The sequence below is a fragment of the Microbacterium thalassium genome (genome assembly GCF_014208045.1).
Taxonomy (GTDB): domain Bacteria; phylum Actinomycetota; class Actinomycetes; order Actinomycetales; family Microbacteriaceae; genus Microbacterium; species Microbacterium thalassium.
Genome location: NZ_JACHML010000001.1, coordinates 1,897,009 through 1,914,409 on the forward strand (window position 1 = coordinate 1,897,009; position 17,401 = coordinate 1,914,409).

General features: G+C 70.7%; 15 protein-coding genes. All 15 read left to right on the top strand.

Features of this window, described 5'->3' with window-relative positions; translation table 11 throughout:
- Positions 1-134 precede the first annotated feature (134 nt).
- The gene (atpB, locus tag HD594_RS08670) at positions 135-851 is read left to right on the top strand and encodes a F0F1 ATP synthase subunit A (RefSeq protein WP_373877200.1); all 717 of its coding nucleotides are present in this window, start codon (positions 135-137) and stop codon (positions 849-851) included.
- Between the two features lie 50 nt (positions 852-901).
- The gene (atpE, locus tag HD594_RS08675) at positions 902-1,135 is read left to right on the top strand and encodes an ATP synthase F0 subunit C (protein WP_271171269.1); all 234 of its coding nucleotides are present in this window, start codon (positions 902-904) and stop codon (positions 1,133-1,135) included.
- 28 nt (positions 1,136-1,163) lie between these two features.
- Complete coding sequence (locus HD594_RS08680; protein ID WP_184750579.1) at positions 1,164-1,715, top strand: F0F1 ATP synthase subunit B; 552 nt, start codon at positions 1,164-1,166, stop codon at positions 1,713-1,715.
- A complete protein-coding gene (locus tag HD594_RS08685; protein ID WP_184750580.1) occupies positions 1,715-2,506 on the top strand; it encodes a F0F1 ATP synthase subunit delta in 792 nt (263 codons plus the stop codon). The genes HD594_RS08680 and HD594_RS08685 overlap by 1 nt, the downstream gene beginning before the upstream one ends.
- A 60-nt stretch (positions 2,507-2,566) precedes the next feature.
- The gene (atpA, locus tag HD594_RS08690; protein WP_184750581.1) at positions 2,567-4,201 is read left to right on the top strand and encodes a F0F1 ATP synthase subunit alpha; all 1,635 of its coding nucleotides are present in this window, start codon (positions 2,567-2,569) and stop codon (positions 4,199-4,201) included.
- A gap of 20 nt (positions 4,202-4,221) precedes the next feature.
- Positions 4,222-5,115 (top strand): F0F1 ATP synthase subunit gamma, encoded by an 894-nt coding sequence (locus HD594_RS08695; RefSeq protein ID WP_184750582.1) that lies wholly within the window; start codon positions 4,222-4,224, stop codon positions 5,113-5,115.
- A gap of 22 nt (positions 5,116-5,137) precedes the next feature.
- Positions 5,138-6,586: a F0F1 ATP synthase subunit beta gene (gene atpD, locus HD594_RS08700; RefSeq protein ID WP_184750583.1), complete on the top strand. Its 1,449-nt coding sequence runs from the start codon at positions 5,138-5,140 to the stop codon at positions 6,584-6,586.
- Positions 6,587-6,588: 2 nt separating this feature from the next.
- A complete protein-coding gene (locus HD594_RS08705; protein WP_184750584.1) occupies positions 6,589-6,849 on the top strand; it encodes a F0F1 ATP synthase subunit epsilon in 261 nt (86 codons plus the stop codon).
- Positions 6,850-6,906: 57 nt separating this feature from the next.
- On the top strand, positions 6,907-7,656 hold the full coding sequence (locus HD594_RS08710) for a YaaA family protein (RefSeq protein WP_184752710.1): 750 nt from the start codon (positions 6,907-6,909) through the stop codon (positions 7,654-7,656).
- A gap of 150 nt (positions 7,657-7,806) precedes the next feature.
- Positions 7,807-8,568 carry a large exoprotein gene (locus HD594_RS08715; RefSeq protein ID WP_184750586.1) on the top strand — a complete coding sequence of 254 codons (762 nt, stop codon included), beginning with the start codon at positions 7,807-7,809 and terminating at the stop codon, positions 8,566-8,568.
- Positions 8,569-8,638: 70 nt separating this feature from the next.
- Positions 8,639-9,631: an aldo/keto reductase gene (locus tag HD594_RS08720; RefSeq protein WP_184750588.1), complete on the top strand. Its 993-nt coding sequence runs from the start codon at positions 8,639-8,641 to the stop codon at positions 9,629-9,631.
- A gap of 116 nt (positions 9,632-9,747) precedes the next feature.
- Positions 9,748-11,481: an ABC transporter ATP-binding protein gene (locus HD594_RS08725; RefSeq protein ID WP_184750590.1), complete on the top strand. Its 1,734-nt coding sequence runs from the start codon at positions 9,748-9,750 to the stop codon at positions 11,479-11,481.
- The gene (locus tag HD594_RS08730; protein ID WP_184750592.1) at positions 11,478-13,466 is read left to right on the top strand and encodes an ABC transporter ATP-binding protein; all 1,989 of its coding nucleotides are present in this window, start codon (positions 11,478-11,480) and stop codon (positions 13,464-13,466) included. Before HD594_RS08725 ends, HD594_RS08730 begins: the two co-directional genes overlap by 4 nt.
- Positions 13,467-13,537: 71 nt before the next feature.
- Entirely contained in the window at positions 13,538-14,485 is a 948-nt protein-coding gene (locus HD594_RS08735; protein ID WP_184750594.1) for a PP2C family protein-serine/threonine phosphatase, read from the top strand.
- Between the two features lie 66 nt (positions 14,486-14,551).
- Positions 14,552-17,392 (top strand): FtsK/SpoIIIE domain-containing protein, encoded by a 2,841-nt coding sequence (locus tag HD594_RS08740; RefSeq protein WP_184750596.1) that lies wholly within the window; start codon positions 14,552-14,554, stop codon positions 17,390-17,392.
- The last annotated feature ends 9 nt before the right edge of the window (positions 17,393-17,401 follow it).

The window sequence follows — 17,401 nt, forward strand, 5'->3', positions numbered from 1 at the left end:
CCCCGAAGCTGGAGTCAGCGCTGTTCACTCAAGCTGCGACCCTGATCGCCCCCATCGCCGCAGATGCGCCGGAGTTCCACGGCCCGTCGATCGAAGAGTTCTTCCCTGAAGCGCTCATCACCTTCCCGGGAATCGTGCTCTTCGGCGAGCCGCTGTCGATCACCCGCATCACCCTGATCCAGTTCCTCGCGACGATCGTCCTCGTCCTGGTCTTCTGGCTGGGCACGCGCCGCATGAAGGTCGTCCCCGGCCGCTTCCAGAGCATCGTCGAGATGGGCCTGGACTTCGTGCGCGTCAACATCGCCCACGATCTGCTCGGCAAGAAGGACGGCGACCGGTTCCTGCCGATCCTCACGACGCTGTTCTTCATGATCCTGTTCATGAACATCACGGGCATCATCCCGTTCCTGAACATCGCCGGCACGAGCATCATCGCGGTTCCGCTGCTGCTGGCGGTCGTCAGCTACGTGACGTTCATCTACGCCGGCATCCGCAAGAGCCCGAAGAACTTCTTCAAGAACTCGCTGTTCCCCTCGGGCGTGCCGTGGCCGATCTACATCATCGTCACGCCGATCGAGCTCATCTCGACGTTCATCATCCGCCCCGTGACGCTCACGCTGCGACTGCTGATGAACATGATGGTGGGACACCTGCTGCTCGTGCTCTTCTTCGCGGCGACGCAGTTCTTCCTCTTCGAGCTCGGCGGCTGGTTCTCGGTCCTCGCGGCCGGAAGCCTCGCCTTCGGATTCGTCTTCACCCTGTTCGAGATCCTGGTGGCTGTCCTCCAGGCCTACGTCTTCGCCCTTCTCACCGCGGTCTACATCCAGCTCGCGGTCGCAGAGGAGCACTGAGCGGGTCGGCTCACTGCCGCGCCCAAACACCCAACCGAAAGGAAACACCCGTGGACGCAACTACGGTTCTGGCCGCCGTCTCCGGCAACGTCGCGACGATGGGCTACGGCCTCGCCGCCATCGGCCCCGCCATCGGCGTGGGCATCGTCGTCGGCAAGACCATCGAGGGCGTCGCCCGCCAGCCCGAGCTCGCAGGCCGCCTGCAGGTGCTCATGTGGATCGGTATCGCCTTCACCGAGGCGCTCGCCTTCATCGGCATCGCCGCCGGCTTCATCTTCGTCTGATCGCTGACACCAGTCCAAAGGAGACAGGATGCTGAACGCTCTTGTCGCGTACGCCGCGGAGGAGGGGGAGGTTCACAACCCCCTCATCCCCGCGTGGTACGACATCATCTGGTCGGCGGTCTGCTTCGTCGTCATCCTCTTCATCTTCTGGAAGGTCGCCCTTCCGCGCATGAAGAAGCTGCTCGACGAGCGCTCGGCGGCCATCGAGGGCAACATCGCCAAGGCGGACGAGGCCCAGCGCAAGGCCGAGGCGGCCCTCGAGGAGTACACCTCGCAGCTCGCCGACGCCCGCAAGGAGGCCGGTGAGATCCGCGACGCCGCCCGTGAGGACGGCCGGAAGATCGTCGCCGAAGCCAAGGAGAGCGCCTCGGCTGAGGCCACTCGCCTGACCACCGCCGCGCACTCGCAGATCGAGGCGGAGCGTCAGTCGGCGCTCGTGTCGCTGCGCAGCGAGGTCGGCACGCTCGCCCTCGATCTCGCCGGCGGCGTGATCGGCGAGACGCTGTCCGACGACAAGAAGGCCCAGGCCGTCGTCGACCGCTTCCTGGCGGACCTCGAGGCCACCGAGGCGGCGAAGTAATGGGCAGCGCGACCACTCAGGCGCTCGCGAAGACCACGTCGGCGCTCACCGTGGCGTCCGGCGTGGATCTCGCGGTCGCCCGCGAGCTGTTCGCCGCGGCCCGGGCCGTCGACGGCTCGTCGCACCTGAGCGGCGCGCTCGCCGACTCCGCGGCGTCGACCGAGGCGCGGCGCAAGGTCGTCGCCGACGTCTTCGCCCGCGCGGTGACGCCCGTGACGCTGTCGCTGCTGACCACCGCGGTCGAGCAGCGCTGGTCGTCGCCGGCCGACCTGGTCGACGCGATCGAGGAGCTCGCGATCCGGGCGGCCGCCAAGGCCGAGCCGAACGCGGACGTCGAGGGCGACCTCTTCGGCTTCTCACGCACCGTCGCCCAGAACCCCGAGCTCGAACTCGCCCTCGGCAGCCGTCTGGGCGAGGCCTCGGCGAAGGGCTCGCTCGTCGAGTCGCTGCTGGCGGGGCGCGCGAACGCGGCGGCGACGCTGATCGCGGCATCCGTCGTCCAGCACCCCCGCGAGCGCCGCGTGCGTCAGCTGCTGAGCCGCGCGATGAACATCGTGTCGGACCAGCGCGGCCGCACCGTCGCGACCGTGTACGCCGCTGCGCCTCTGAGCGCCGCGCAGACCGACCGTCTGGCCGGTGCGCTCGCGAAGCGCTACGGCACGGGCGTGTCGCTGAACACCGTGATCGACCCGACCGTCGTCGGAGGCCTGCGCGTGCAGGTCGCGGACGACGTGATCGACGCGAGCGTGTCGGCTCGACTGGCGGACCTGCGCCAGCGACTGGCGGGCTGACAGACTTCCCGCCGCAGGCGGAGACTTCGGGGCCGAGGCCCCACCGAACGAAGGAAGACAATGGCAGAACTCTCTATCAGCCCCGACGTCATCCGTGACGCGCTGAAGGACTTCGTCGCCGCCTACGAGCCCACGGGCGCGGCGGCAACCGAGACCGGCACGGTCATCGACGCGGCCGACGGCATCGCCCACGTCGAGGGACTGCCCGGCGTCATGGCGAACGAGCTCGTGCGGTTCGAGGACGGCACCGAGGGCCTCGCGCTGAACCTCGACGAGCACGAGATCGGTGTGGTCGTCCTGGGCGACTTCTCCGGCGTCGAGGCCGGTCAGTCCGTCACCCGCACCGGCGAGGTCCTCTCGGTCCCCGTCGGCGACGGCTACCTCGGCCGCGTGGTCGACCCGCTCGGCAACGCGATCGACGGTCTGGGCGAGATCGCCACCGAAGGCCGTCGCGCCCTCGAGCTGCAGGCGCCCGGCGTCATGCAGCGCAAGAGCGTGCACGAGCCGATGCAGACCGGCATCAAGGCCATCGACGCGATGATCCCCGTCGGCCGCGGTCAGCGTCAGCTGATCATCGGCGACCGCCAGACCGGCAAGACGGCGATCGCGATCGACACGATCATCAACCAGCGGGACAACTGGGAGTCCGGCGACCCGACGAAGCAGGTGCGCTGCATCTACGTCGCGATCGGCCAGAAGGGCTCGACGATCGCCTCCGTGAAGGGCGCGCTCGAAGAGGCCGGCGCCATGGAGTACACGACGATCGTGGCCGCTCCCGCCTCGGACCCCGCGGGCTTCAAGTACCTCGCCCCCTACACCGGCTCGGCCATCGGCCAGCACTGGATGTACGGCGGCAAGCACGTCCTGATCATCTTCGACGACCTGTCGAAGCAGGCCGAGGCCTACCGCGCCGTGTCGCTCCTCCTCCGCCGCCCGCCGGGCCGCGAGGCGTACCCCGGTGACGTCTTCTACCTGCACTCGCGTCTGCTCGAGCGCTGCGCGAAGCTGTCGGACGAGCTGGGCGCCGGTTCCATGACGGGTCTGCCGATCATCGAGACCAAGGCCAACGACGTCTCGGCGTACATCCCGACCAACGTGATCTCGATCACCGACGGTCAGATCTTCCTGCAGTCCGACCTCTTCAACGCGAACCAGCGTCCCGCGGTGGACGTGGGCATCTCGGTGTCGCGCGTCGGCGGCGACGCCCAGGTGAAGTCGATCAAGAAGGTCTCGGGAACGCTCAAGCTCGAGCTCGCGCAGTACCGCTCGCTCGAGGCGTTCGCGATGTTCGCCTCGGACCTCGACGCGGCCTCGCGTCGTCAGCTCGCCCGCGGCGCGCGTCTGACCGAGCTGCTCAAGCAGCCGCAGTACTCGCCGTACCCGGTCGAGGAGCAGGTCGTCTCGATCTGGGCCGGCACCAACGGCAAGCTCGACACCATCGAGGTCGAGGACGTGCTGGCGTTCGAGCGCGAGCTGCTGGACTACCTGCGTCGCAACACCTCGATCCTCGAGACGCTGCGCGAGAAGAACGTCCTGGACGACGACACCGTCGCCGAGCTCGAGAAGGTGACCGACGACTTCATCCTCGAGTTCCGCTCGGGCAAGGGTCAGGCCATCGCCAAGCCCGGCCACGAAGAGGTCGCGGCCGCGGGCGCCGAGGGCACCCAGGAGCAGATCGTCAAGGGTCGCCGCTAAGGCGCGCTCGGACAGGAACCATGGGCGCACAACTGCGGGTCTACAAGCAGAAGATCTCTTCTGCTCAGACGACCAAGAAGATCACGAAGGCGATGGAGCTCATCGCGGCTTCGCGCATCCAGAAGGCGATGGCGCGCGTCCGCGCGTCGGCACCCTTCGCGCGAGCCGTGACGCGCGCCGTCTCCGCCGTGGCGACGCACTCGAACGTCGACCACCCGCTGACCACGGAACGCGAGACGATCACCCGGTCCGCCGTCGTGATCTTCACGTCGGACCGCGGACTCGCGGGCGCGTTCAACTCGCAGATCCTCCGCGAGGGTCTCGAGCTGGGCGAGCTGCTGCGTCAGCAGGGCAAGGAGCCGGTCTACTACCTGGTCGGGCGCAAGGCCGTCGGGTACTTCCAGTTCCGCAAGATGGAGAGCGCCGCCGAGTGGACCGGCGACACCGACACGCCGCACTTCCACACCGCCGAGGAGATCGCGGCGTCCCTGCTGGACGCGTACGACCGCGGTGGCGTCGACGGCGGCGTGGACGAGATCACCCTCGTCTACAACCGGTTCGTCAGCATGATGACCCAGCTCCCCGAGCGCGTCCGCCTGCTGCCCCTCGAGGTCGTCGAGGCCGAGGAGGGCACCGGCCAGGTGTACCCGCTCTACGAGTTCGAGCCGGATGCCGAGACGGTGCTCGACGCCATCCTGCCGGTGTACATCCAGAGCCGCGTGTTCAACGCGCTCCTGCAGTCGTCGGCGGCCAAGCACGCCGCGACGCAGAAGGCGATGAAGTCCGCCAGCGACAACGCCGACAAGCTCATCACCGACTACACCCGCCTGCGCAACAACGCGCGCCAGGCCGAGATCACGCAGCAGATCGCCGAGATCGTCGGCGGCGCCGACGCTCTGGCGTCGGGCAAGTAGACCACACGAAAGAGAAGAAGCCATGAGCCTCACCGCTGAGAAGACCGAGACCGCGGTCGCCGGGCGCGTCGCCCGCGTCACCGGCCCGGTCGTCGACATCGAGTTCCCGCACGACTCGATCCCCGACATCTACAACGCGCTGAAGACGACCATCACGATCGACGGCGAGTCGACCGAGATCACGCTCGAGGTCGCGCAGCACCTCGGCGACGACCTCGTCCGCGCCATCGCCCTGAAGCCGACCGACGGCATCGTCCGCGGCCAGGAGGTGCGCGACACCGGCGGCCCGATCTCGGTGCCCGTCGGCGACGTCACCAAGGGCCGCGTGTTCAACGTGACCGGCGATGTCCTCAACGCCGAGCCGGGCGAGAAGATCGAGGTCACCGAGCGCTGGGGCATCCACCGCCAGGCGCCGTCGTTCGACCAGCTCGAGTCGAAGACCCAGATGTTCGAGACGGGCATCAAGGTCATCGACCTGCTGACCCCGTACGTGCAGGGTGGGAAGATCGGCCTCTTCGGTGGTGCGGGCGTCGGCAAGACCGTCCTCATCCAGGAGATGATCCAGCGTGTCGCGCAGGACCACGGCGGTGTGTCGGTGTTCGCCGGTGTCGGCGAGCGCACCCGTGAGGGCAACGACCTGATCCACGAGATGGACGAGGCGGGCGTCTTCGACAAGACCGCCCTCGTGTTCGGCCAGATGGACGAGCCGCCGGGGACCCGTCTTCGCGTCGCCCTGTCGGCGCTGACGATGGCGGAGTACTTCCGCGACGTCCAGAAGCAGGACGTGCTGCTGTTCATCGACAACATCTTCCGCTTCACGCAGGCCGGCTCCGAGGTCTCGACGCTGCTGGGCCGCATGCCCTCGGCGGTGGGCTACCAGCCGAACCTGGCCGACGAGATGGGCATCCTGCAGGAGCGCATCACCTCGACGCGCGGTCACTCGATCACCTCGCTGCAGGCGATCTACGTGCCGGCCGACGACTACACCGACCCGGCGCCGGCGACCACGTTCGCCCACCTCGACGCCACCACCGAGCTCTCGCGTGAGATCGCGTCGAAGGGTCTGTACCCGGCCGTGGACCCGCTCGCCTCGACGAGCCGCATCCTGGACCCCCGCTACATCGGCGCCGACCACTACCGCGTGGCCACCGCCGTGAAGCAGATCCTCCAGAAGAACAAGGAGCTCCAGGAGATCATCGCGATCCTCGGTGTCGACGAGCTGTCCGAAGAGGACAAGGTCGTCGTCTCCCGCGCGCGCCGCATCCAGCAGTTCCTGTCGCAGAACACCTACATGGCGAAGAAGTTCACCGGTGTCGAGGGCTCGACGGTTCCGATCAAGGAGACCATCGAGTCGTTCGACGCCATCGTCAAGGGCGACTTCGACCACGTGGCCGAGCAGGCGTTCTTCAACGTCGGCGGCATCTCCGACGTCGAGGAGAACTGGGCCAAGATCCAGAAGGAGAACGGCTGATCATGCCGCTCATCGTGAGTCTGGTCTCCGCCGACGCGGAGGTCTGGTCGGGCGAGGCCTCACTCGTGGTCGCCAAGACCGTCGAGGGAGAGATCGGCTTCATGCCCGGTCACGAGCCGGTGCTGGCGATCCTCGCCGAGGGCCAGGTGCGCATCACCCAGAGTTCGGGGTCGAAGATCATCGCCAACGCGCAGGACGGGTTCCTGTCGATGGAGGGCGATGAGCTGACGATCGTGGCCGGCAACGCGGCGCTGATCTCCTGACGACATCGCGCATGCGCCGTCCGGTCCGCCGGGCGGCGCATTCGCATGTCCGCTGACATGCTGCTCCTCCTTCCTCCCTCCGAGACCAAGCGCCCCGGCGGAAAGGGCGCCCCCGTCGCCTTCGACACCCTGGCGCTGCCGGTGCTCGCGCCGCAGCGTTCCGCGGTCTCCGACGCGCTGATCGCGCTCAGCGGCGACGAGGTCGCCGCCGCGCGTGTCCTCAAGCTCAGCGCGAAGCAGCGCGGCGACATCGCGGCCAACGTCGCGCTGCGCACCGCGCCGACGATGCCCGCCGTGGACCGCTACACCGGGGTGCTCTTCGACGCCCTCGCGGCGGACGCCCTCGACGGCGCGGCGCGGCGGTGGCTCGGGCGCCACGTGCTCATCCACTCGGCGCCGTTCGGTCCCGTGGGGGCGCTCGATCGGATCCCTGCGTACCGGCTGGCGGCGGGAACCTCGCTTCCCGGCCTGCCGTCGCTGAAGAAGGTGTGGGCAGAGGCGGTCTCGGGGGCCCTGGCCACCGCGGAGCCCGCCTTCGTGCTCGATCTGCGGTCCGAGGCCTACCGGGCGCTCGGGCCCATCCCGTCCGATGTGAGCAGCGCGTACGTGCGCGTCGTGACGGATGCCGGCGGGGGAGCGGTGCGAGCGCTGAACCACTTCAACAAGCACGCCAAGGGCGCGCTGGTGCGCGCCCTCGCCGAGCAGCGGCCGCGCGTCCGATCGCTGGCGGATTTCGCCGGATGGGCCGAGGGGGCAGGGTTCCGCGTCGAGGGCGGCCCCGACGAGGAGCTCCTGCTCTTCGCCTAGACCGCCGGGAAGAACATCCGGCGAACAATCTCGCGCAATGCTGGGAGAACGCTGACAAATGGGCCCCGCCGTCGCTAGCATGAGCGGGCGGGCCCGCGGCACTGGGGCGAGGCTCGTCTCGATGTCCCCAGAAACCCGGAAGGTTGCTTCGTGTACGACTACGACTACGGTTACGGCGCTTGGGTCGCCGTGTGGCTCGTGCTTCTCCCCATCCTGTTCATCCTCGCGATCGCCGGCTACATCATCGGCGCGTGGTTCCTGATGAAGGTCTTCGACAAGGCCGGCGTCCAGGGCAAGTGGCGGGCGTGGATCCCGATCTACAACTCGATGGTCGTGGCCAAGCTCGGCGACCTGTCGCCGTGGGTCATGCTCGGCGCCATCGCCGCGTCGGCCGTCCTCGGCAACATCCCGGTCATCGGCTGGCTCCTCGGGCTGCTCGGCATCGCCGCCTGGGTGATGTCCGGCTGGCGTCTGGGGCTCAAGCTCGGCAAGGACTGGCCCTATCTGCTGATCTGGCTGATCCCGGGTGTCGGCACGCTGGTCTGGCTCGGCATCCTCGCCTTCGGCAAGGAGCAGTGGAACCCGGCGGTCGCGCCGTCGCCGTGGCGCAACACCTTCCTCAAGGACACCACCGTGTGGGACGGCATCCCGGTCCAGCCGGATGCCGCCGCCGCGGCCCAGCCCGCACAGCCGACCCAGCCGCCCGCCGGCTACCCGGCGCCTCCGGCGGGCTACACGCCGCCCCCCGCGCCCCCGGCAGCTCCGCCGGCCCCGCCGGCTGCCGCGCCCGCACCGCCGACGACTCCGCCCGCACCGCCGGCCGCACCGCCCGCGGCCGCGCCCGAGCCGCCCGCCGCTCCCGAGCCGCCGGCCACCGAGCCGCCGGCCGCGCCCGAGCCGCCCAAGCAGTAGGTCACGACGACGACGGCCCTCTCCGACCGGCGGGGGCCGTCGCCTGTGCCGGGCGGGATAGCGTGAAGGCATGACAGCGTCTGTTCCGCTCCGCCGCGCCGGGTCATCCGGCCTTCTCGTCTCCGCCGTCGGCCTCGGCTGCAACAACTTCGGGCGGCCCGGGACCCGCACCGAGACGCTCGAGGGCACGCGCGACGTGCTCGACGCCGCCATCGACGCGGGCGTGACGTTCCTCGACACCGCCGACATGTACGGCGGCGAGCCGGGTCTGTCCGAGACGCTCATGGGCCAGGCGCTCGAGGGTCGTCGCGACAGCGTCGTCCTCGCGACGAAGTTCGGGCACCCCGGGCGCGACATGGGCTACGTCCCGTCGGGCGCGAAGGCGTCGCGTTCGTACATCCGCCGCGCGGTCGAGGGGTCGCTGACGCGCCTGCGCACCGACTGGATCGATCTGTACCAACTGCACGTGCCCGACGCGGACACGCCCATCGCGGAGACGCTCGACGCGCTCGGCGACCTCGTGCGGGAGGGCAAGGTGCGCTACATCGGACACTCGAATCTGGCCGGGTGGCAGATCGCCGAGGCCCACTTCACCGCGGCGGAACGCGCCGGCATCCCGTTCGTGACCGCGCAGAACCACTACAGCCTGCTCGCACGCGCCGCCGAGCGGGAGGTGCTGCCGGCGGTGAGGCGCTTCGGCCTCGGATTCCTGCCGTTCTTCCCGCTCCACAACGGCCTGCTGACGGGAAAGTTCTCACGGGACCAGGCGCCGGCCGACACGCGCATCATGCGCCAGCGCGAGCACATCTGGCGCGACGCGCCGTGGGACGCGCTCGAGGAGTATCGCGCCTTCTGCGACGAGCGCGGCATCACGATGCTCGAGGCGACCTTCGGGTGGCTGCTGGCGCGACCGGAGCTCGCGAGCGTCATCGCCGGGGCGACCACGCCCGATCAGGTGCGCGCGAACGCGGCGGCCGCGTCCGCGTGGCAGCCGACGGCCGACGAGGTCGCGGCGATCGACGCGATCCTGCCGCTTCCCGCGGACCCGGCGACAGGGGCCTGACGGCCGGTTCGCCCGAGGCGTAACCGCCGCGTTTGTCGCGCCGCCGCCCCCGGGCGTAGCGTGTCACCGCGTGCGCGGTGCGCCCTGGCGTCGTCCCCGGGCACGGGAAGGATGTCGTGCTCGGCAAGCTCCTGGTCCGCTATCTCTCGCCGGCGTGGCCGCTCATCGTGGCGGTCGTCGTCTTCCAGTTCGCCCAGTCGATCGCGTCGCTGTGGCTGCCGGCGCTGAACGCCGACATCATCGACGAGGGCGTCGTCACCGGCGACATCCCGTACATCTGGTCGACCGGCGGCGTCATGCTGGCGGTGAGCCTCGTGCAGATCGTGTGCGCGATCATCGCCGTGTACTTCGGGTCGCGGCTGGCGATGGGAATGGGTCGCGACGTGCGATCGGACCTGTTCCACCGCGTCGTCGCGTTCTCGCAGCGGGAGGTCGGGCAGTTCGGCCCGCCGTCGCTGATCACGCGCAACACCAACGACGTCCAGCAGGTGCAGATGCTCGTCCAGGTGTCGGCGACGCTGATGATCTCGGCGCCCATCCTCGCGATCGGCGGCGTCATCATGGCCGTCCGCCAGGATGCCGGGCTGTCGTGGCTCATGGCGGTGGCGATCCCCGTGCTCCTCATCGCCGTCGGCCTCATCGTCTCGCGCATGGTGCCGGCGTTCACCCAGATGCAGAAGCGCATCGACCGCGTGAACCAGATCATGCGCGAGCAGCTCACCGGCATCCGCGTCGTACGGGCCTTCGTGCGCGAGCGCGAGGAGCACGCGCGCTTCGACCGCGCGAGCGACGACGTCATGGACACGGCGCTGCGGGCCGGGAACCTCATGGCGATGATGTTCCCGGTCGTCATGCTCGTGCTGAACGTGTCGAGCGTCGCCGTCATCTGGTTCGGCGCCTTCCAGGTGCAGGATGCCGGCGTCGAGATCGGCACGCTCTTCGCCTTCCTCACGTACCTCATGCAGATCCTCATGGGCGTCATGATGGCCACGTTCATGTTCGTGATGATCCCGCGGGCTGCCGTGTGCGCCGATCGCATCGGCGAGGTGCTGGGCGCCGATCCGTCGGTCGCGCCGCCCGCGCACGCCGTCGATCCGCCGCCGCCGGTGGGGCGCATCGAGTTCGACCACGTCGACTTCGCCTACCCCGGGGCCGAGGACGCGGTCCTCCACGACCTCACCTTCACGGTCGAGCCGGGAACGACCACCGCCGTGATCGGATCGACCGGCGCGGGCAAGAGCACGATGATCGGGCTCGTGCCGCGCCTGTTCGACGTCACCGGCGGCGCCGTGCGCATCGACGGCGTGGACGTGCGCGACTACGACCCCGACGTGCTGTGGGGGCGCATCGGGCTGGTGCAGCAGAAGGCCTTCCTGTTCTCGGGAACGATCGCCTCGAACCTCCGGTACGGGGATGCCGACGCGAGCGACGACGACCTGTGGCAGGCGCTCGAGATCGCGCAGGGTGCGGAGTTCGTGCGCGCGATGCCGGAGGGACTCGCCGCACCCATCGCCCAGGGCGGGACGAATGTGTCCGGCGGCCAGCGCCAGCGGCTCGCGATCGCGCGCGCGCTGGTGAAGCGGCCGCCGGTCTACATCTTCGACGACTCGTTCTCGGCCCTCGACCTGAGCACGGATGCAGCCCTGCGCCGGGCGCTCGACCGCAGACTCCCCGGTGCCACGCGCCTGATCGTCGCGCAGCGCGTCTCGACGATCCAGCACGCCGATCAGATCGTCGTGCTCGACCACGGCCGCATCGTGGGCATCGGCGTCCACGACGACCTCGTCGCGTCCTGTGAGACCTATCGCGAGATCGTCGAGTCGCAGCTCGCGGCGGAGGAGGCGGCATGAGCCACGGACGCCCGATGGGCGGGCCCATGGGCCGCGGGGGACCTCAGGCGCCGGTGCAGAAGGCGCGGAACTTCGGGCCGAGCGCCAAGAGGCTGCTGGGGACGCTGCGCACCGACCTGCCGCGGCTCATCCTCGTCGTCGTCTTCGGGGTCATCTCGGTGGCGCTGACCGTCACCGGTCCGAAGGTCCTCGGCGAGGGCACGAACATCATCTTCTCGGGCTTCATCTCGATGCAGGTCCCGGCGGGCGCCACCAAGCAGGAGGTCATCGACGGGCTGATCGCGTCGGGCAACCAGGAGCAGGCGGACATGCTCTCCGCGATGGCGTTCACGCCCGGCGCCGGCATCGACTTCGAGGCGCTGTCGCGCATCGTGCTCGCCGTGCTCGCGATCTACGTGTTCGGCAGCATCTTCGGCTGGCTCCAGGCCCGCATCCTCAACGGCATCGTGCAGCGGGCCATGCACCGTCTGCGGATGCAGGTCGAGGAGAAGATCCACCGCCTGCCGTTGGCGTACTTCGATCGCGTGCAGCGCGGCGAGCTCCTCAGCCGTGTGACCAACGACGTGGACAACATCGGGCAGACGATGCAGCAGACGCTGTCGCAGGTCGTGGTGTCGCTGCTGACGGTGATCGGCGTGCTGACGATGATGTTCATCATCTCGCCGCTGCTGGCGGTCATCGCGCTGGTGACGATCCCGCTCACGCTGGTCATCACGATGCTGGTCGCGCGGCGCTCGCAGAAGCTGTTCGCTCAGCAGTGGAAGGCCACCGGCGTGGTCAACGCCCGGGTCGAGGAGACCTTCTCGGGGCATTCGATCGTCAAGACCTTCGGACGCCAGCGTGAGGCCGAGGAGCTGTTCCGCGCCGAGAACGAGGACCTGTACCGCGCGAGCTTCGGCGCCCAGTTCGTGTCGGGCATCATCATGCCGTCGATGATGTTCATCGGGAACCTCGTCTACGTCGCCATCGCGGTGGTCGGGGGTCTGCAGGTCGCGGGTGGGCTCATGTCGATCGGCGACGTGCAGGCGTTCATCCAGTACTCGCGCCAGTTCACCCAGCCGCTGAGCCAGCTGGGCTCGATGGCCAACCTCCTGCAGTCGGGCGTGGCCAGCGCCGAGCGCGTGTTCGAGCTGCTCGACGAGACCGAGCAGGAGCCCGACGACGACCCGGCGCCCACCGCGCCCGACGACGCCGGGCACCTGGCGTTCGAGGACGTGTCGTTCCGGTACAGCCCCGACAAGCCGCTGATCGACGGGCTCTCCCTGGCTGCGACGCCCGGCAGCACCGTCGCGATCGTGGGGCCGACCGGCGCGGGCAAGACGACCCTCGTGAACCTCGTCATGCGCTTCTACGACGTCGACGCGGGCGCGATCACCCTCGACGGGGTCGACACGCGGCGCATGACGCGCGACGACGTGCGCTCCCGCACGGGCATGGTGCTGCAGGACACGTGGCTGTTCGCCGGGACGATCCGGGAGAACATCGCCTACGGCCGGCCGAGTGCGACCGAGGAGGAGATCGTCGCGGCGGCGACGGCGGCGTACGTCGACCGCTTCGTGCACGCTCTGCCCGACGGCTACGACACGATGCTCGACGACGACGCGGCGAATCTCAGCGTGGGCGAGCGGCAGCTGGTGACGATTGCGCGTGCGTTCCTGGCCGATCCGCGCATCCTCATCCTGGACGAGGCCACCAGCTCCGTCGACACCCGCACCGAGCTGCTGATCCAGCGGGCGATGTCGCGTCTGCGCGAGGATCGGACCGCGTTCGTGATCGCCCACCGTCTGTCGACGATCCGGGACGCCGATCTCATCCTGGTGATGGAGGACGGATCGATCGTCGAACAGGGCGACCACGCGGCGCTGCTCGCGACGCGGGGCGCCTATTGGCGGCTGTACAACGCGCAGTTCGAGGCGCCGCTCGACGACGAGGATCTGTCGCCGGTGTCCGCCGCCCCCGGAATGTCGCCGGACGCGCCGCGTTGACCCACTAGGATGTGAGGACGCCGACCGGTCCTCACCGGCGGCCCGCCGTCGGCCCAGGGGAGGACAAGGGCGTGCCCGAGGTATCCACTGAGACCTACGCGGTGAACGCCCCCGGGCGACCCCTCACGCTCGCGTGGGCCGCCGTCACCGATGTCGGGCGACGCCGCGAGGTGAATCAGGACGCGGTCTATGCCGGGTTCCCGCTTTTCGTCGTGGCCGACGGGATGGGCGGCCACCTGGGCGGCGAGATCGCCAGCGATCGCACCATCGCGCGCCTCCAGGCCGTCGCCGAGAGCGGATCGGTGTCGCCGGAGACCATCGAGAAGGCTCTCGAGCGTGCCGTGAGGGACATCGCGTCGCACCCCGAGACGACCGATGAGGGCACCGGAACGACCGTGACCGGCGTGTTCCTCGACAGCTCGTCGGAGGAGCCGCACTGGGTCACGCTGAACATCGGCGACTCCCGCGTCTATCTCGTGCGCGATGACGCGATCGTGCAGATCACCACCGACCACTCCGTCGTGCAGGAGCTCGTCGCGGCCGGCCGGCTCAGCCCCGAGGAGGCCGAGAATCACCCCTACGGGAACGTCATCACGCGCGCCGTGGGCCCGACGGAGTCGGTCACCCCTGACTACGTCCGCCTCGATGTCATCGAGGGCGACCGCTTCGTGATCTGCTCCGACGGTCTCACGAAGGAGCTCACAGACTTCGGCATCAAGCACTTCCTCGCCGAGCACGCCGATCCTGCCGAGGCCGTCTCGGCGATGCTCGACGCGGCGCTCGAGAACGGCGGACGCGACAACATCACGATCATCGTGCTCAACGTCGGCGAGCACGACGCGGCCGGTGCGGGCTCGGTCGACGGCCGGGCGGCCGAGGTGGTGAAGGCCGACGGCGAAGAAGATGCCGAAGAGGCGATCGCCCCGGAGCCGGGGACGGACGCCCCCGAAGCCGGCGACGGCGAGGACGCGCCTGAAGCGGCCGACGACGACGGGGTCTCCTCCCCAGAGGACGACTGACGGCGCTTCTCCCCGGATCGTCGCGGACCGCGACGCGGCGTGCGGAGCCCGGGCTTCACTGGGGTCGTGCCCGATCAGATCCCCGTCACCGCCGGCCTCGTCCGCACCGCGCCCCTCGCGCCCGACGATCCGCTGAGCCTTCCCGACGCCTGGACGCCTCCCGCGCGGCCGGGCTTCCCGCTCGTCGCCGCCGTGGTGCCGGTCGCCGGCGGCGTGGTGATGTGGCTCGTGACCGGCTCGACGCCGGCGCTCTGGCTCGCCGCCCTCGGTCCGCTGCTGGCGATCGGCTCGATCCTCGACGCCCGCAGGACGGCGCGGCGCGACCGCCGGAAGGCCGACGACGAGGCGCGGCGGGCACGCGCAGCCGTCGTCTCCGAGGTCGCGCGTCGCCATGAACACGAGCGCGCGGCGCGGTGGGCGGAGCATCCCGACGTCGCACGCATGCTGACGTCGGATGCCGGCCTGTGGCGCATCGACTCGACCCGCGCCGAGGCCATCGTCGTGGGCGCGGGCGAGCAGCCGAGCGCCGTGCGCGTCCTCGGCGGGCAGGGCGATCCCGCAGCCGCTCAGGTGCGAGCGGACGCCTCGTGGCTCGCGCACGCGCCGGTCACCGTCCCCGCCCACGCCGGCGTCGCCGTGACCGGGGACGCGTTCGTCGCGCGCGCCGTTCTCCGCGCGCTCGCCGTCCAGCTGTGCCTGTCGGCCGCGCCCGGCGAGCTGCGCGTTCTCGGGTCGTGTTCCGAGCATGAGTGGATCGAGGCCGTCCCGCATCGTCGAGCCTCGCGCGGGCGCGCCCTGGCCCTGGTCGCGCCGGGCGAGCCGGTGCCCGCGGAGGCCGACGTGGTGCTCGCGCGCGTCGGGCCCGGCGAACCGCCGCCGCCACGGTGCGGGGCGCTGCTGGAGGTGCGCGGCCTCACGTCGGGCACGATCGACCACGCGGGACGCGTGCAGGAGGTGGGCCTGGAAGCCGTTGGGGACGCGCAGGCGGCGGCGATCGCGGCGATGCTCGAGGCGCGCGCCGGGGCGGCCTTCGGCGTCGTGACGCAGGCGGTGCCCTTCCATGCGCTGGATCGCACGGCGGATGCGACGCGCGGCGGGCTTCCGGCGACGATCGGCGTGGGCGACCGCGGGCCGGTCTCGGTCGACCTCGTGGACGACGGCCCCCACGCGGTCGTGGCCGGCGTGACCGGATCGGGCAAGAGCGAGCTGCTGATCACGTGGATTCTCGCGCTGTGTGCCGCGCGCTCCACCGACGACGTGAGCTTCCTGCTGGCCGACTTCAAGGGCGGCACGGCGTTCGACGCGCTGCGCACGCTGCCGCATGTCACCGGAGTCATCACGGACCTGGACGGCGCGGGGGCCCGGCGGGCCATCGACAGTCTGCGCGCCGAACTCCGCCGGCGCGAGAGCGCACTCGCCTCGGCGGGCGCCCGGGACATCGCCGACCCGCGTGTCGCGCTTCCCCGGCTGGTCGTCGTGGTCGACGAGTTCGCGGCGCTGCTGGCCGCCCAGCCCGAGCTCCACGCGGTCTTCGCCGATGTCGCCGCGCGCGGACGCGCGCTCGGGATGCATCTGATCCTGGGCACGCAGCGCGCCGCGGGCGTGATCCGCGACGCGCTGCTGGCCAACTGCCCGCTGCGCGTTTCGCTGCGGGTCACCGACCGGGCCGACAGCAGGGCGGTCGTGGGGACGGACGACGCGGCTGAGCTCGACGGGGGCCCTGGCGGGCGAGGTGTGGCGCTGGTGCGCCGCGCATCCGACGCATCGCCGCACCGCGTGCGCATCGCGCTGTCGGCGCCTGACGACATCACGGCCGTCGCGGCCCGCGCGTCGGGCCCGGCGCCGCGGCGGCCGTGGCTGCCGCCGCTTCCCGACCGGGTCGTGCTCGACGACGTCGTCGCGGGCCGCGACACCGGCACGCTCGTGATCGGGCTCTCCGACGAACCCGACCGCCAGCGCCAGCGGCGGATCGGTCTGTCGGCGGCGGACCGGGGCGTGCTCGTGATCGGCGGGCCCGGCTCGGGGCGGACGACGGCGCTCGAGACCCTCGCGCGGCAGGCGCCGCACGTCGTGCGGATCGGCCCCGCGGCCGAGCATGCCTGGGATGCGCTGGAGCGCCTGGACGAGGAGCCGCCCGCCGCCGGCTCACTCGTGCTCGCCGACGACGTCGACGCGGTCATCGGCGGATTCCCTCCCGAGTACGCGCAGGAGTGCGCCGCGCGCTTCGAGCGCGTCGCGCGCGCGGCGGGCCGCCACGGGATCCTCGTCGCGGCCTCGGTGCAGCGGCTGTCGGGTCCCGTCGCGCGCATCGCCGACCTGTTCCCGCGGCGGCTGCTGCTGCGCACCGCGTCACGCGCCGACCACTTCGCCGCCGGCGGCGATCCCGCGCAGTTCTCGGCGGCTGCCGCCCCCGGACGGGGCACGCTCGACGGCGTCGCGGTCCAGGTCGCGCTGGCGCCCGGCGTGATACCCGGATCGCAGGCCCCCGCGGCGCCGTGGCACCCGCGCGCGGCGCTCACCGGGTTCGTGACGCGCCGATCGGCGGCTGCGCGCGAGGCGATGGCGGCCTGGGAGCGCGGCGGTCATCGCGTCATCGGCCTCGACGCGTTCGCGGCCGATGGGCACCCGGGGGAGCCCGTCGTGGTGGCGGGCGATCCCGAGCAGTGGCAGCGACACTGGCGCGTCCTCGGCGACATCCGCGCGGACCACGACCTCGTCGTCGACGCGCCGTGCGCGGGCGAGCTGCGCGCGCTCACCGGATCGCGTCGGCTGCCGCCGTACGCCGAGCCGGGGCGCGCTCGTGCGTGGCTCCTGGCCGCGGGCGACGACGCCGTCCGCATCCCGCTCCCGGCGGCGGACGCGGAGGCGGGAGGAGCGGGAGCGGGCGGAGCGCCACCGCATCGGTGACGCGCTCGG